12 protein-coding genes are annotated in these 15642 nt (G+C 66.7%); 5 read left to right on the top strand and 7 right to left on the bottom strand.

Annotation, left to right across the window (positions count from 1 at the left end; genetic code table 11):
• On the top strand, positions 1-728 hold a 728-nt coding region (locus tag VED21_RS17330; RefSeq protein WP_324884235.1), incomplete at its 5' end, for a response regulator.
• Between the two features lie 335 nt (positions 729-1063).
• Here the strand turns inward: VED21_RS17330 and VED21_RS17325 are convergent.
• Together VED21_RS17325 and dctP are read right to left on the bottom strand one after the other, a co-directional pair.
• Positions 1064-3277 (bottom strand): sensor domain-containing diguanylate cyclase, encoded by a 2214-nt coding sequence (locus VED21_RS17325; protein WP_324884233.1) that lies wholly within the window; start codon positions 3275-3277, stop codon positions 1064-1066.
• 14 nt (positions 3278-3291) lie between these two features.
• Positions 3292-4302, bottom strand: coding sequence for a TRAP transporter substrate-binding protein DctP (gene dctP, locus VED21_RS17320; protein WP_324884231.1), 1011 nt, complete (start codon positions 4300-4302; stop codon positions 3292-3294).
• 281 nt (positions 4303-4583) lie between these two features.
• On the opposite strand from dctP, the gene recA reads away from it, so the two are divergent.
• Positions 4584-5663, top strand: coding sequence for a recombinase RecA (recA, locus tag VED21_RS17315; RefSeq protein ID WP_324884228.1), 1080 nt, complete (start codon positions 4584-4586; stop codon positions 5661-5663).
• A gap of 68 nt (positions 5664-5731) precedes the next feature.
• On the opposite strand, the gene VED21_RS17310 is transcribed toward recA, so the two are convergent.
• From VED21_RS17310 to VED21_RS17295, 4 genes are all read right to left on the bottom strand, one after another.
• Positions 5732-6205 (bottom strand): DUF2269 domain-containing protein, encoded by a 474-nt coding sequence (locus tag VED21_RS17310; RefSeq protein WP_324884226.1) that lies wholly within the window; start codon positions 6203-6205, stop codon positions 5732-5734.
• Between the two features lie 5 nt (positions 6206-6210).
• Positions 6211-7464 carry an SDR family oxidoreductase gene (locus tag VED21_RS17305; RefSeq protein WP_324884224.1) on the bottom strand — a complete coding sequence of 418 codons (1254 nt, stop codon included), beginning with the start codon at positions 7462-7464 and terminating at the stop codon, positions 6211-6213.
• A 79-nt stretch (positions 7465-7543) separates the two neighbouring features.
• The gene (locus VED21_RS17300; protein WP_324884222.1) at positions 7544-8068 is read right to left on the bottom strand and encodes a GbsR/MarR family transcriptional regulator; all 525 of its coding nucleotides are present in this window, start codon (positions 8066-8068) and stop codon (positions 7544-7546) included.
• A gap of 251 nt (positions 8069-8319) precedes the next feature.
• Positions 8320-9183, bottom strand: a complete 864-nt coding sequence (locus VED21_RS17295) for a transporter (protein WP_324884220.1) — start codon at positions 9181-9183, stop codon at positions 8320-8322.
• A gap of 462 nt (positions 9184-9645) precedes the next feature.
• On the opposite strand from VED21_RS17295, the gene alaS reads away from it, so the two are divergent.
• From alaS to VED21_RS17280, 3 genes are read left to right on the top strand one after another with little or no spacing between them, the layout of a single operon-like run.
• Positions 9646-12303, top strand: coding sequence for an alanine--tRNA ligase (gene alaS / locus VED21_RS17290; protein ID WP_324884218.1), 2658 nt, complete (start codon positions 9646-9648; stop codon positions 12301-12303).
• Between the two features lie 41 nt (positions 12304-12344).
• Complete coding sequence (locus VED21_RS17285) at positions 12345-13190, top strand: MoxR family ATPase (RefSeq protein ID WP_324884216.1); 846 nt, start codon at positions 12345-12347, stop codon at positions 13188-13190.
• 16 nt (positions 13191-13206) lie between these two features.
• On the top strand, positions 13207-14769 hold the full coding sequence (locus tag VED21_RS17280) for an SIR2 family protein (protein ID WP_324884214.1): 1563 nt from the start codon (positions 13207-13209) through the stop codon (positions 14767-14769).
• Between the two features lie 210 nt (positions 14770-14979).
• On the opposite strand, the gene VED21_RS17275 is transcribed toward VED21_RS17280, so the two are convergent.
• The coding region (locus VED21_RS17275) for a FixG Ig-like domain-containing protein (RefSeq protein ID WP_324884211.1) at positions 14980-15642 on the bottom strand (663 nt) is incomplete at its 5' end.

Raw genomic sequence — 15642 nt, 5'->3', positions numbered from 1 at the left:
GGCTGACCGTGGTCACCTCCAACTACACCGTCGCCACGCCCGAGCGGCGCGAGCACGAGGTGGTGCCGGCCGGCGAGTACGTGGCGGTGGAGGTGATCGACACCGGCATCGGCATCCCCAAGGAGAACCTCCAGCGCATCTTCGAGCCGTTCTTCTCGACCAAGGAGGTGGGCTCGGGCACCGGGTTGGGGCTGTCCACCGTGTACGGCATCGTGCGGCAGTTCGGCGGCTTCATCTTCGTCGACAGCGAGCCGGGGCAGGGTGCCAAGTTCACCATCCTGCTGCCCCGCCACCAGGGCGAGGCGCGCCCCGCCGACCAGGGCGAGCCGCGCGAGCGCCGCGGCAGCGACCTCACCGGGTCCGGCACCATCCTCCTGGTGGAGGACGAGGACGCGGTGCGCGTCTTCTCCGCCCGCGCGCTGCGCAACAAGGGCTATCAGGTGCTGGAGGCGAAGAACGGCGAGGCGGCGATGCAGCAGCTCACCGGCGACGCGTCCGGCGTCGACCTGCTGATCACCGACGTGGTGATGCCGCAGATGGACGGCCCGACGCTGGCCCGCAAGGTGCGCGAGCGGCGGCCGGACATGAAGGTGATCTTCATCTCCGGCTACGCCGAGGACCGCTTCAAGGACGAGCTGGACGGCCCCAACGGCTCCCACTTCCTGCCCAAGCCCTTCTCGCTGAAGCAGCTCGCCTCCAAGGTGAAGGAGGTCATGCGCGGGGCGTAGATCCGTAGGTTGGGTTGAACCGCAGGTGAAAACCCAACGCCGTCTCCACCGCGAACGCGTTGGGTTTTCGCTGGCGCCAAGAAGAAACAAGGGGCAGGCAGTTCCGAAGACGGTGCCCTTCTCCCCTTGAGGGAGAAGGGTTGGGATGAGGGGTCGTTAACGGCGGCAGCCGGGAAAATGGGTCATCTTATCCGGCCATCCGGCCGTAATCACCCTCACCCCAACCGCGACGCCCTTCGGCGTCGCCCCCTCAAGGGAGAGGGGCTTTCGAACAGTTTCATCCGCCACGGCCCGGCGCGTCAGCGCCGATGAGAACTCAACCCAACCTGCGGGGTTCAGGGCGTGAGGGCCTCCTCCCGGCGCGAGAAGAACCGCACGGTGTCGCGGCCGGCCTGCTTGGCGGCGTACATGGCGGCGTCGGCGTTCTTCAGCAGCCCCTCGGCGTCCGCCCCGTCGCGCGGGTAGACGCTGATGCCGATGGACGCGCCGATGCCCACTTCCCCATCCTCGCGCGCGTCCAGCGGGAAGGGGCGCTGCAGCGCCTCCAGGATGCGGCGCGCCACCTGATCGGCCTCGGCGTCGTCGCGCACCGGCATCAGCACCACGAACTCGTCGCCGCCCAGGCGGGCCACCGTGTCGCTGTCGCGCACGCAGGCGCGCAGCCGGGTGGCCACCTGCGCCAGCAGCGCGTCACCCGCCTCGTGCCCGAAGCTGTCGTTGACCGGCTTGAAGCGGTCGAGGTCGACGTACAGCAGCGCCACCCGCCCCACCCCGTGCCGGGCGCCGTCCAGCGCCTGCAGCAGCCGGTCGTGCAGCATGGTGCGGTTGGGCAGGCCGGTCAGCGGGTCGAAGTTCGCCTGCTCCCACATGCGTTCGGCGGCGCGCTTCTGCTCGGTGACGTCCTCCTTGACCGCGACATAGCTGACGATGCGCCCGTCGGCCGCCAGGATCGGCGCGATGGAGGCCTTTTCCCAGTACAGCTCGCCCGTCTTGCGGCGGTTGCGGAACTCGCCGTGCCAGACGCGGCCGGCGGTGATCGTCGCCCACAGCTCGCGGTAGACCGGCTCCGGCGTCTCGCCGCGCAGCACGCGGGGGCTCCGGCCGACGACCTCGTCCGGCTGATAGCCGGTGGTCGCCGTGAAGGCGGCGTTGACGTAGGTGATCAGCCCCTGCGCGTCGGTGATCAGGATCGGCGCCGGGCTGTAGTCCAGCGCCTTGGTCAGCGCCGCCATGCGCGCCTCGGCGTGGCGGCGCTCGGTGACGTCGACGACCACGCCGACCACCCCGCCGAGGCCGCCGTCGGCCCGGCTGAACGCCGCCTTGCTGACCAGCAGCGTGTGCTCCGCCCCATCGGGGAAGCGCAGCGTGTCCTCCAGGGTCACCGGCGTGCCCTGTTCCAGCACCGTGCGGTCGGCCTCCTCGTGCGGGGCGGCGCCGGCGCCGAAGCGTTCGGCCATGGTGTGGCCGATGATCGCCGCCCGCTCGATCCCGGCGAACGTCTCGTAGGCGGCGTTGCAGCCCAGGTAGCGCCCGCCCGGCTCCTTCCAGAACACCGGCAGCGGGATGGTGTCGAGCAGCGTGCGCTGGAACGCCAGCTGGTCGTGCAGTTCCGCCTCCGCCGTCTCGCGCCGGCGCGACTGGGCGGTCAGCACGGTCAGCAGGGCGGCCAGCATGATCAGGCAGACGCCCAGCGTCAGGCCCAGCGTGCGCACCTCGCCCCGCCATTCGGTCAGCGCCTGGTCGCGCGGCAGCGCCGCCCCCAGCCGCAACGGGAAATCGGCCAGCTGGTGGACGACGACGATCCAGTCGCCCGTTCCCGCGGCGGCCGTCCGGGCCGGCTGGCGCAGCACGTCGGCGAAGGCGGCCGGCGCGGCACCCTCGCCGCCTCCCTTCGCCTCGCCCCCCTTCGCCTCGTCCAGTGTCCAGGTGGCCAGCACCAGTCCGGCGGCGTCGAACAGCAGCTTGTGGCGGGCGGCGTGGACGTCTTCGCCGTAGTGGTAGCCGCCCGGCGATTCCACGTCGACCAGCGCCAGCAGCAGGCCCAGGAACTGCCCCTGCTGCGACACCACCGCGCGGCTCAGCCCGACCAGCGGCCGGCCGGTCAGGCCCAGCTGCGTCGCCGTCTGGTACTGGAAGGGCAGCATCTCGTCGCGGTGGCGGCGGATGACCTCGTGCGTGGCGAGGGAGGCAAGCTGCGGCATCGGCCGCCCCACCGAGGCCAGCATCCGCCCGTCCCCGTCGTACAGCCCGATGTAGGCGGTGCGCGACGACAGCAGGTGGCGGCGCAGCACCGGGGCGGCCGTCCGCCGGTCGATACCGCCGATCTCCTTCAGATGGTCGCCCATCTCGCGCAGGGTGAAGTCGACCAGCGACAGCGCGGCGTCGATCTGCTGGCCGTGCAGGCGGGCGTCGTGCAGCAGCGTGACCTCGGCCATGCGCAGCGTCGTCTGCCGCGACGTCCACAGCGTGGAGGCCAGCAGCGCGATCAATACCGCCAGCGTCGCCGCGACGATCTGTCCGGCGACCGATCCCGAGAGCGGGCTCTTCATGCCGTGCCCTCCCTTCAGTCGCCGAAGCTGGTGTGGAGCATGCGGATCAGGTACGGGTCCATGCCCATCTCGTAGGCCCAGTCGTCCTGCGCCGCCACGAGGCGCCCGCGCCACGCCGCCACCGCCGCGGGGGGCGGGGTGACGATGCGCACGCCGTGCGCCAGCAGCTCGGCCCGCGCCGCCGCCTGCGCCTCGGCGGCCTCGCGCCGGGCGGTGTCCACCTGCTCCTCCCAGGCGCCTTCCAGCAGTGCCTTCACATCGTCCGGCAGCCGCCGCCACAGGCCGGCGGCGACCAGCGGCACGTACTGCGGGAAGTACTGCCGGTCCTCGAAAGCGTAGCGCAGCCCATGCTCCCACAGCTTGGCGCTGACCACGGTGGCGTGGGTGCTGAGCAGCCCGTCGATGCGCTGGGCGCGGAACGCCACCGGCAGGTCGGTCCACGCCACGGTCAGCGGCTTGGCGCCCAGCGCCGCGAGGCGCCGGTTGTTCACCTCGCCGCCGGGCGATCGGATGCGCAGGCCCGCGATGTCCTCGTGCCGCTCGATCGGCCGCTCGATGGTGTAGAGGTGCGCGAATCCCAGGTGGATCCACCGCCCCAGCACGTGCACGTCCAGCGCCGACTCCAGCCGGTCGTTCAGCATCCGCCCCAGCGGCCCGTCGAGCAGCCGCCCCATGGTCTCCGCGTCGCGCCCGTAGAAGGAGGGCAGCAGCAGCGCGCCGACGTTCGGTTCGAACCGGTCCAGCTGCCAGCTTCCCGGCAGTGCCATTTCCACCTTGCCCTGCTCCAGCGCGATCACCACGTCGAGGTCGCGGTAGAGCCGCCCGCTGTGCTGGTAGTCGACGGCCAGCCGCCCGCCCGCGCGTTCGCGCACGGTGGCGGCGAAGCGCTCCAGGATGCGCGTCTGGACGTGGCTGGGCCCGTTCTCGCTGGAGATGCGGATCAGCGGCGCCCGGTCGGCCAGGGCCGGGAACGCGGCCAGCGCCGCAAGGCACAAGGCCAGAAGTGGAAGTCTGAAAAAGGACATAAGACCGAATCTGGGCCGCGACGGTTACGAAACCGTAACCACACGCCCGCGAACGGCTGCATCCTCGCGTATGCGACCCTGGGTCGCACGCGGCGCCGGACCCAAACCGTTCCGCACCATCCTTTGGAACGCGAACGAATCCAGGCCGACTCGGACGCATACGTCATGGGAACGCCGTGGGAACATTCACGGAATTCCCCTTGCGCATGAGAACAAAATGAGTACATTAAGCCCAAGACCCAAACCGAAGACCGTGTTGATCTGAGAAAGGGAAACGGGCAATGTCGTCCGCACAGCTCCGATTGGTGGAAAAGGATTCCATGGACAAGCAGAAGGCCCTGGACGCAGCGCTGAGCCAGATCGAGCGCGCCTTCGGCAAGGGCTCGATCATGAAGCTCGGGGCGCGTGAGAACACGGTCGAGACGGAGGTGATCTCCACCGGGTCGCTCGGCCTCGACATCGCTCTGGGCATCGGCGGGCTGCCGCGCGGCCGCATCATCGAGATCTACGGTCCGGAAAGCTCGGGCAAGACGACGCTGGCGCTGCACGCCATCGCCCAGGCCCAGAAGAACGGCGGCACCTGCGCCTTCGTGGACGCCGAGCACGCGCTCGACCCCACCTATGCCCGCAAGCTGGGCGTCAACATCGACGAGCTGCTGATCTCGCAGCCCGACGCGGGCGAGCAGGCGCTGGAGATCGCCGACACGCTGGTGCGCTCCGGCGCCATCGACGTGCTGGTGGTCGACTCGGTGGCGGCCCTGGTGCCGCGCGCCGAGTTGGAGGGCGAGATGGGCGACAGCCACGTCGGCCTGCACGCCCGCCTGATGAGCCAGGCGCTGCGCAAGCTGACCGGCTCGATCTCCAAGTCGAACTGCCTGGTGATCTTCATCAACCAGATCCGCCTGAAGATCGGCGTGATGTTCGGCAACCCGGAGACGACGACGGGCGGCAACGCGCTGAAGTTCTACGCCTCGATCCGCCTGGACATCCGCCGCATCGGCGCCATCAAGGACCGCGACGCGGTGGTGGGCAACCAGACCCGCGTGAAGGTGGTGAAGAACAAGATGGCTCCGCCGTTCCGCGTGGTCGAGTTCGACATCATGTACGGCGAGGGCGTGTCGAAGGTGGGCGAACTGCTCGACCTCGGCATCCAGGCCGGCGTGGTGGAGAAGTCGGGCGCGTGGTTCAGCTACGACGGCACCCGCATCGGCCAGGGCCGCGAGAACGCCAAGACGTACCTGCGCAACAACCCCGACATGGCCAAGGCCATCGAGGACAAGATCCGCTCCAACGCGGGCCTCGTCGCCGACGCCATGATGGGCACCCCGGAATCCGACGGCGACGCCGCGACGCCGGAGTGAGGCGGGGAAGCAAGGCATGGGAAAAGGCGCCACCCTCCGGGGTGGCGCCTTTTTTCTTTCCGCGGCCCTCACCACAGGTCCGGCTTGAACAGCATCAGGTGGAAGACGACCAGAAGCGCCCCGAAGGCCGGCCAGCCCAGCGCGAACCACCAGCGCGCCATGCGGTGGTAGGCCGGCGGCAGCGGCGTTCCCTCTTCGGCCGCCGCGCGGGCCAGCTGCGCCATGCGCAGCTGCAGCCACACCACCGGCAGCCAGCAGGCGCCGGCCAGCGCGTACAGGCCCACCGAAACGACGATCCACCCGCTGGTCAGGGGGAATCCCGCCAGCAGCGCCAGCGTCACGCCGGTGATGGGCTGCAAAATGACGGATGGCGTGGTGAACAGCCAGTCCGCCAGCACCACGTTGCGCGCCACCACGGCGATGCCGCGCACGTCGCCGCGCAGGTGCGCGGCGAACATCTGGAAGGCGGTGCCCAGCCCGGTGCCGAAGATCACCACCGCGCCCAGGATGTGGGCGTATTTGACCCAGAGATACGTGTCCATGCTCGTCAGTCCTCCAGCGCCATCATCGCCAGGGTGGCGGCGATGACCGGCACGTTCTTGGTCAGCGGTCCGAAGGGGTGGATCCAGAAGCCCGGCAGGAACAGGCTGAGGATCGCCGTGAAGGTCAGGATGGTGCCGATCTGCAAGGCACCGACGAGGTGCGGGCGCACCCCCGCCGCCAGCGCCACACCCAGCAGCAGGTCCCAGCCGGCCGCACCGTACAGCGCCACTAGCGCCGGCCCGTCGCGCAAGCCCACGCCGGCCAGCAGTTCCAGGCTGCCGGCGACCGGGTAGACCCCCAGCGACACCAGCCCGGTGGCGATCCACAGGAACGCCAAACTCAGCCGCAACGGCAGCCGCACCGGCCGCAGCCGCGCCGCCCAGCGGTCGGCGTCCAGCGCCGGCTCGCGCGCCAGCCCCGCCACGACGCCCGCCGGAACCACGCCGGTCGCCGCCGTGAAGCCCGCCGGATCGGCGGCAGCACCACGCGCCAGCATGCGCATCGCGTCACGGTTGATGAGGCGGGCGCCGAACGCCTCCGCTACCGCCGCGCCGGCCTGCGTGACGGCGGGTGGCAGAGGCGCCGCGCGGGCCGGCGGCTGTCCCAGCCAGCCGCGGTGCCGGGCGATGAATGCTTCGGCCGTCACCTCCTCCGGCCCGACCGCGTCGATGACCGCCGGCAGCGGCCCTGTGCCGGCGAGCAGGGCGGCCACCGCATCGGCCACGTCGTCCACGTGGATCGGCCGCAGCGGCCCGCTGCGCACCGCGGGGCGCAGGGGCAGGGCGGCCAGCGTGGCGAACAGCGCGGCACTCGTCCCGCCGCGTCCGTACACCAGCGACGGGCGCAGCACCGTCCACCCCGGCGGCCGGTCGGCGAGCAGCGCGGCGTCCCCTTCGCCCTTGCTGCGCAGGAAGTCCGTGTCGGCGTCCGGCGCCGCGCCGAGCGCGGACAGGTGCACCAGCCGTTGGATGCCCGTCCGCCGCGCCGCCGCGAACAGCGCGGCGGGGGTGTCCCGGTGCGCTTCCCGCATCCCGGCGCCACGCTCGATGGTGCCGGCGGCGTAGACGACCGCGTCCACCCCGGCGAGTGCCGTTCGCCAGTCCGTGGCCACCGCCCGGCCGGGGAACAGGTGGCGCAGTGCCGCTTCGTCCCGGCCAGCGCACACCACGCGCATGCCCGCCCGCTCCAGGCGATGGACGATCCGCCCACCGATGAACCCTGAGGCCCCGATCACCAGGACGATGCTTGCCGGTCGCATGGAGGCTCCTTATGTTTCGAAATTTCTGTATCAAGAGAAATATCTGGCCGCACGCGGTGCGAAACTGCTCTGGGCCGGCCTACTTCTTGAGGAAGGCCGCGATCTTCGCCCCGGCGTTGACGATGGCGACCATGGCCGGGCGAGGCAGGCGCTTCATCTGTTCGTACCAGCCGGTCAGCGATTCGACGAACCCCAGCATCCGCGTGATCCGCTCCCTCACATAGGGATCGGTGCCGGGCTGCTCCTCCGCCTCAATGGCGCACTGGCGCAGCATGGTCAGCGCCGGGTCAATCTCGCGCTTCTTCCGCTCTTCGGCGATGCGCAGCAGGATCTCCCACGGGTCCGTCTCGGCCTGGAAGTGGTCCCGGCGATCGCCGATCCGGTGCGTGACGCTGATGAGCCCGTAGCTCTGCAGTTCCCGGATGCTGTTGGAGACGTTGGAGCGTGCCATCGACAGCGTCTCGGCGATGTCCTCCGCCGGAAGCGGGTTCGGCGACAGGTAAAGCAGCGCGTGGATCTGCGCCACCGATCGGTTGACCCCCCAGCGCGTGCCCATCTCGCCCCAATGCAGGACGAAGCGTTCCATGGTCGGCGTCAGGTGCATGGCGTTCCTCTATTTCTGTAAAGACAGAAATAGAGGAACGCCTTGGATGCGTCAACCGCAACGCCGGTCGCGCCGTCTCTGAACAAGCACAATCCCCGGGATCCAAGGGCCGTCGGCCCTTGGCGGGAGGGTGCGGGAGGGCGGCGCCCTCCCGCGTCTCACCCAAAAACGCGCGAACGCCACCCGTCCCGCCGGTGGATGGCCCGGCGGGGCGGACGGCGCTGCGCCGCTCGGAAGGGCGCGTGCCGGGATCAGAACGGCAGGATGATGCGGCCCCAGGCGCGGGTGTCCTTGCCGCCGTAGTTGTCCTCGGCCACCGTCTGGGTCAGGTAACCCTGCAGGATCAGCTGGTCGAAGCTGTAGCCGACGAGGGCGCCCAGGGCGACCTGGCTCTGCTTCCTATACCCGGGCGTCGGGCGGCTGGTGTCGAAGGAGGCGAAGGCCACCGGGCCGACCTGCCACTTGCCGAAGCTCTTGGTGGCGGTCACGTCGATGTTGAGGAAGTCCGGGTTGATGGTCTTCGTCGCCTTGCGGGTGTTGATGCCGTAGATGAAGTTCGCCGTCAGGTTCCAGCCGTCGTTGGTGTAGCTGACGCCGACGCGCTGGTTGATCGAGGTGGTGTCGAAGCCCAGGCGGTTCTTCACCGGGAAATACACGCCCAGCAGGTAGCTGACGCCGAATCCGTTGCCCAGGTCCCAGGCCAGCTGGCCGGCCAGGAACGGGTTGTACATGCCGCTGTCATAATAGTTGTTGTCGATGCCGACCTCCAGGGCGGGCAGGGCGGCCAGCAGCTGCACGCGCGCGCCGGCCACCTTGGCCGGCGTCGCCCAGGCGACCACCGGGATGTTGACGCCCAGCGTCACGTCGGGGTTGCCGTTCTCGCCGTGGCGCTTGCCCCAGTCGAAGGTGTCGACGAAATAGAATCCTTCCGGCAGCGGCGCGCCGGCGGCAAGGCCGATGGTCTCGCCGGGCTGCGTCACCGAACCGGCCAGCGCCGGTGCTGATAGTGAGGTGAGGGCGGCCGCGCACAGGGCCGCCGTGCACGCGGTCGCCGCGACGCCGACCCGCAGGGCCTTCATGGAATTCAGCACCGTGGTGCCAAGCTTATGCATCATCGAATGTGGCCTTTCTCTTGCCGCGCTTCCCCTGATCCCCGGCGGGCCGCCGGGTTCGGCGCTTTGGCTGCGCCTGCGCGCTAATACGAAGGATATGACTGAGTCGACAAATAATACTTTTGGCGGAATATCGCGGCAAATCAGGTATTGGTCCGGTGAAAGACTGCGCAAGAGCGTGGAATTCGCATCATCGATGCCGGTATGTACTTTGGTATCGCCATGAGCGCTATCGCAGTGCACAACCGCACGGCGGGAATGCGACTTTTGTATTGCCGGTACTTTCGGATTGGTGTGCGGCAGCGGATGCAACACCCCGCGCGGGAGTGTTTCATCCGGTTTCATTCCGTTGCATTCCGCACCATCCGCCGGGGTGGCGGTTTGTGGACAGGCGCTCTAAGTCACGGTAAAAGCACCCGTTCGGCCTCGCGGGCCGAGACGCGTACCCGGAGCCTTGGACCGCCCATGCAGACCGCCAACGACATCCGCGCCACCTTTCTGAACTTCTTCGGCAAGAACGACCACCAGATCGTCGAATCGTCGCCGCTCGTGCCGCGCAACGATCCGACGCTGATGTTCACCAACGCCGGCATGGTGCAGTTCAAGAACGTCTTCACCGGCGCGGAGACCCGGCCCTACAAGCGCGCCACCACCTCGCAGAAGTGCGTGCGCGCGGGCGGCAAGCACAACGACCTGGACAACGTCGGCTACACGGCGCGCCACCACACCTTCTTCGAGATGCTCGGCAACTTCTCGTTCGGCGACTACTTCAAGGAGGGCGCCATCGAGATGGCCTGGACCCTCATCACGAAGGAGTACGGGCTGAACCCGGAGAAGCTGCTGGTCACCGTCCACTCATCGGACGAGGACGCCGCCGCCCTGTGGCGCAAGATCGCCGGCTTGCCGGACGAGAAGATCATCCGCATCCCGACCGACGACAACTTCTGGCGCATGGGCGACACCGGCCCCTGCGGCCCGTGCTCGGAGATCTTCTACGACCACGGCCCGCACGTGGCCGGCGGCCCGCCGGGGTCGGAGGACCAGGACGGCGACCGCTTTATCGAGATCTGGAACCTCGTGTTCATGCAGTATGAGCAGCGCGGTCCGGACGATCTGGTGCCGCTGCCCAAGCCCTCCATCGACACCGGCATGGGGCTGGAGCGTCTGGCCGCCGTGCTGCAGGGCCGCCACGACAACTACGACATCGACTTGATGCGGGCGCTGATCCTGGCGTCGGCCGAGGCGACGAAGACGGCGCCGGACGGTCCGCACGCCGTTTCCCACCGCGTCATCGCCGACCATCTGCGCTCCACCTCCTTCCTCATCGCCGACGGCGTGCTGCCGTCGAACGAGGGGCGCGGCTACGTTCTGCGCCGCATCATGCGCCGCGCCATGCGCCACGCCCACATGTTGGGCGCGCGGGAACCGCTGATGCACCGCCTCGTCCCCGCGCTGGTCCAGCAGATGGGCGACGCCTATCCGGAACTGGGCCGTGCGCGCGCGCTGATCGTCGAGACGCTGAAGCTGGAGGAGACCCGCTTCAAGCAGACGCTGGAACGCGGCCTGAAGCTGCTGGAGGAAGAGGAAACCAAGCTGGAGGGCAACGCCGCGCTGCCCGGCGACGTGGCCTTCAAGCTGTACGACACCTACGGCTTCCCGCTGGACCTGACGCAGGACGTGCTGCGCGCCAAGGGCCGCCCGGTGGACGAGGCCGGCTTCAAGGCCGCCATGGACGAGCAGCGCCGCAAGGCGCGCGAATCCTGGGCCGGCTCCGGCGAGGCGGCGACCGAGCGCCTGTGGTTCGAGATCAAGGACGAGTTGGGCGCCACCGAGTTCTTCGGCTACGACACCGAGGTGGCCGAGGGCAAGGTGACCGCCATCGTCAAGGGCGACGGCCGCGCCGACAGCGCCACCATCGGCGACGAGGTGATGGTCATCGTCAACCAGACGCCCTTCTACGCCGAATCGGGCGGCCAGGTCGGCGACACCGGCATCATCTTCTCCGCCGAAGGGGCCGAGGTCGCGGTCAAGGACACGCTGAAGAAGCTGGGCGCGGTCTGGGCGCACCAGGGCACCGTCACCAAGGGCACGCTGAAGGTCGGCGACGTGGTCGAGCTGCGCGTGGACGGGGAGCGCCGCGCCGCCATCCGCGCCAACCACTCGGCCACCCACCTGCTGCACAAGGCGCTGCAGAACCGGATGGGCGAGCACGTGACGCAGAAGGGCTCGCTGGTGGCGCCCGAGCGCCTGCGCTTCGACATCTCGCAGCCCACCCCGCTGTCGGCCGAGGACGTGGCGGCGGTTGAGGCGGAGGTGAACGCCCGCATCCTCGGCAATTCCGAGGTCGTCACCCGCCTGATGAGCCCGGACGAGGCCAAGGCCTCCGGCGCGATGGCGCTGTTCGGCGAGAAGTACGGCGACGAGGTGCGCGTCGTCTCCATGGGCGGCCCGCACGGCGACCTGGAGCGTGATTATTCGATCGAGCTGTGCGGTGGCACGCACGTGCGCCGCACCGGCGACATCGGCATCTTCAAGATCGTCGCCGAGGGCGCCGTCGCCGCCGGCGTGCGCCGCATCGAGGCGCTGACCGCCCAGGGTGCCGCCCGCTACCTCGCCGAGCGCGAAAACCTGCTGTCCGAGGCCGCCTCGGCCCTGAAGGTCCGCCCCGAAGAGGTTCCGTCCCGCGTCGCAGCATTGGTGGACGAGCGCCGCAAGATGGAGCGCGAACTGGCCGAACTCCGCCGTCAGGTGGCGATGGGCGGCGGTGCGAAGGCCGATTCGGGCGCCGTCAAGGAGGTCAACGGCTTCAAGCTGGCCGCCCGCGTGGTGGACGGCCTGCCGGCCAAGGACCTGAAGCCGATGGCGGACGAGCTGAAGAAGCAGGTCGGCTCCGGCGTCGTCGTGCTGGTGGCCGGGAACGAGGGCAAGGCGTCCATCGTCGTCGGCGTCACCGACGACCTGACCGCGAAGGTCAGCGCCGTCGACCTCGTGCGCGTGGGTGCCGAGGCGCTGGGCGGCAAGGGCGGCGGCGGCCGCCCCGACATGGCCCAGGCCGGCGGCCCCGACGCCTCGCTCGCCAACGCCGCCGTCGAGGCGATCGAGGCGGCGCTGGCGGCCAAATAAGGCAATCGCAGGGAAAGGGCAATCGCAGGGAAAGGAACGTGATGCGCTTCACCGGAACCGACTCCTACGTCGCCACCGAAGACCTGATGGTGGCCGTCAACGCGGCGATCACGCTGGAGCGCCCGCTCCTCGTGAAGGGCGAGCCCGGCACCGGCAAGACCGTGCTGGCGGTCGAGATCGCCCGCGCCCTGAACCGGCCGCTCATCCAGTGGCACATCAAGTCGACGACGAAGGCGCAGCAGGGGCTGTACGAGTACGACGCCGTCAGCCGCCTGCGCGACTCGCAGCTGGGCGAGGAGCGCGTGCACGACATCTCCAACTACATCGTGCGCGGCAAGCTGTGGGAGGCGTTCGAGGCGCCGCAGGCCCCCGTCCTGCTGATCGACGAGATCGACAAGGCGGACATCGAGTTCCCCAACGACCTGCTCCTCGAACTCGACCGCATGGAGTTCCACGTCTACGAGACGCAGCAGACGATCAAGGCCAGGCAGCGCCCGATCATCATCATCACATCCAACAACGAGAAGGAACTGCCGGACGCCTTCCTGCGCCGCTGCTTCTTCCACTACATCCGCTTCCCCGACCGCGAGGTGATGGAGCAGATCGTCGACGTGCACTACCCCGGCCTGAAGAAGGACCTGCTGCGCGAGGCGATGACGCTGTTCTACGACCTGCGCGAGGTGCCGGGCCTGAAGAAGAAGCCGTCCACGTCGGAACTGCTCGACTGGATCAAGCTGCTGATGGTCGAGGACGTGGACCCCGAGACGCTGCGCGCCAAGGACTCGCGCAAGCTCATCCCGCCGCTGTGCGGGGCGCTCCTGAAGAACGAGCAGGACGTCCACCTGCTGGAGCGTCTGGCCTTCATCGCCCGGCGCGACGGGCGCTAAATCGCGGTGCGCGGCAATGGTAATTGCAGCAAAGCTTGTACAGCATTTGTCAGAGTTTTCGGCGGCTCCGATTTTGTTTGTGGGCGCCGGGATTTCTCGGCGTTATTACGGACTTGATGGTTGGGAGGGTCTGCTTCGTTGTTTTGCGGAAGAGGTGGGAAAGCCATACGAGTATTACAAGTCGCAAGCTAATAACAATTTGCCAGAGATAGCTTCGCTTATTGCGAAAGACTTCCATAAAGTTTGGTGGGAGAGTGACCGCTTTAAGAAAAGCAGAGCGGAAAATCTCAAGTTTTGCGTGTCTGATGAGTCTGCGCTAAAGATCGAAGTCTGCCAAAGGCTATCGAGATCGGCTGCGCTGACTAATGATCATGAGCTTAAGAAGGAGATGGGGCTACTTTCAAAGGTTTCGGTGGATGGTATAATCACCACTAACTATGACCCGCTCCTAGAAATTCTATTTCCTGGGTTTACCGTATATGTTGGGCAAGACCAACTGATTTTCAATCAGATACACGGCGTCGCGGAGATATACAAGATCCATGGGTCCATAGCGGATCCCAATAGCATTGTTCTGACCCAGAAAGATTATGATGTATTTGAAGACAGGAGTAAATATCTTGCTGCTAAATTGCTGACTATGATGGTGGAGCATCCGGTAATATTTCTCGGATATTCTATGGGTGATCCTAACGTAAAGCAGATAATGCGAGCGATCGCGGCATGTCTGACAAAAGACCATGTTGAGAGGCTTCGAGATAGGCTAATATTTGTTGAGTGGGAGCCGGGGCGCCATCTTCCAGAAATTACAAATAGCAGTATTTTAATTGAAGATCATTTCATTCCGATCAAGCTTATTAGGGCGGATAAATTTGACGAAATATTTGGTGCCATTGGGGCGGTGAAAAGAAAGTTTTCGGCGAAAATTCTTCGGATGCTTAAGGAGCACGTTTATGAGCTTGTTCTAAGTAACGATGCAAAAGGGTCGTTGTTTGTTCAGGACATTGATAAGGCGGATAGTGAAAAGCCTGTTGATGTCGTTTTCGGCGTTGGTGTTGTTGCTGGTATGTCTGCGGTGGGCTACAAGAGGCTTACTACAGACGAAATTATCCAAGACGTCTTGGGTGGTGTGAGTAGATTTGACGCGGAAAAAATATTGACCGATACTCTTCCTGATTTGCTAAATAGAAAGACGTCACTGGTACCGGTTTTTAGATATCTCCGTGAAGCTGGAAGAATATCTGCTGATGGGGATATTAAACTTGAAGGGCTGTCTGATCGTGTTAGACGTGCTTCTGAAAGAGGAAGAAAAGACTTCTTGCCGCCAGCTACTTACGTTGAAACAACTAAAGCTAAAGAGACCGCAAAATTGAATTTTGCTGATCTTGTTAATAACTGTGATTTTAAGCACGTCATGGAATACGGCACGATGATCGATTGTGCGGAAGGTGACCTGGATGGGGTGCGAGAATATTTGCTGGCTAATTACAGCAACCATAAAATATATCACTCTCTAATTGAGGTTGGGTATAGAAAATGGGTCTGTTACTACGATTTTTTGAAGTACGGCCCTAAATAGGCTGCTGAGGTTTCTTGCGGTATTTGGGCGTGAGGGCTAGCTCCCAAGAAAAAGGCCCCCACCGTTGCGGATGGGGGCCTGAAGTCCACGACGAGGGGCCGCGGCCCAGGACCGGCCATTGCGGCCCCTTTCGCCTGCCCGGCTGGCACCGGCCACCCTCCACCGCTGGAGGGGGGCGTGCGGTGCGCCGGTTGGCGTCCGGTTCGGCGTTCAGGGCGCCAGGAAGACGCTGGCGTGCCGGTTGCTGTCGCCGGTCTTCAGGTCGCGCACGATGACGGACACGTCGGTCGACCCGCTTTTCGCCTCCGCCTTCGGCACGCGGGCGAAGATGCGGTAGGTGGCGACGGCATCGGCCGGCGCCTCCAGCCGCAGCTGGTCCACGCCCGCCTGCGTGCCGGTGCCGGCCACCGACAGCTCCGGCCGGTTCAGCCCGGTCAGGGTGACGGCGTAGGTGCGCGGCTCGTGCGTCTTGTTCAGGATCTTCACGGTGTAGGCGTTCTGCACGTCGCCGTCCGACAGCACGACGAACAGCGGTGCCCGGTCGCGCAGCACGTTGACGTCCACGTTCGGGCGCAGCACCAGCCCGGCCGCCATGGCGCCGGCCACGGTCAGCATGATCAGGCTGTAGATGATCGTGCGCGGGCGGATGAACTTCACCGGCGACTGCTTGCCCTGCACCTTGGCCACCTGGTTCAACTGCGTGTCGAACAGCACCAGGTTGCCGGGCCGGCCCAGCTGGGCCATCACCTCGTTGCAGGCGTCCACGCACAGGCCGCAGCCGATGCAGGAAATCTGCTGCCCCTTGCGGATGTCGGTGCCGGTCGGGCAGACGTGGACGCACAGCTTGCAGTCGACGCAGTCGCCATAGCCCTG

Source organism: Azospirillum sp. (assembly GCF_035627195.1).
Lineage (GTDB): Bacteria > Pseudomonadota > Alphaproteobacteria > Azospirillales > Azospirillaceae > Azospirillum.
Note: the sequence above shows the minus strand (reverse complement) of the source record. Positions and strands in the feature narration are given on the sequence as shown.

Excerpts from the sequence above, each read along its gene's own strand:
- VED21_RS17325 (WP_324884233.1), bottom strand. The coding sequence starts at position 3,277 with ATGAAGAGCCCGCTCTCGGGATCGGTCGCCGGACAGATCGTCGCGGCG.
- dctP (WP_324884231.1), bottom strand. The coding sequence starts at position 4,302 with ATGTCCTTTTTCAGACTTCCACTTCTGGCCTTGTGCCTTGCGGCGCTG.
- recA (WP_324884228.1), top strand. The coding sequence starts at position 4,584 with ATGTCGTCCGCACAGCTCCGATTGGTGGAAAAGGATTCCATGGACAAG.
- VED21_RS17310 (WP_324884226.1), bottom strand. The coding sequence starts at position 6,205 with ATGGACACGTATCTCTGGGTCAAATACGCCCACATCCTGGGCGCGGTG.
- VED21_RS17305 (WP_324884224.1), bottom strand. The coding sequence starts at position 7,464 with ATGCGACCGGCAAGCATCGTCCTGGTGATCGGGGCCTCAGGGTTCATC.
- VED21_RS17300 (WP_324884222.1), bottom strand. The coding sequence starts at position 8,068 with ATGCACCTGACGCCGACCATGGAACGCTTCGTCCTGCATTGGGGCGAG.
- VED21_RS17295 (WP_324884220.1), bottom strand. The coding sequence starts at position 9,183 with ATGATGCATAAGCTTGGCACCACGGTGCTGAATTCCATGAAGGCCCTG.
- alaS (WP_324884218.1), top strand. The coding sequence starts at position 9,646 with ATGCAGACCGCCAACGACATCCGCGCCACCTTTCTGAACTTCTTCGGC.
- VED21_RS17285 (WP_324884216.1), top strand. The coding sequence starts at position 12,345 with ATGCGCTTCACCGGAACCGACTCCTACGTCGCCACCGAAGACCTGATG.
- VED21_RS17280 (WP_324884214.1), top strand. The coding sequence starts at position 13,207 with ATGGTAATTGCAGCAAAGCTTGTACAGCATTTGTCAGAGTTTTCGGCG.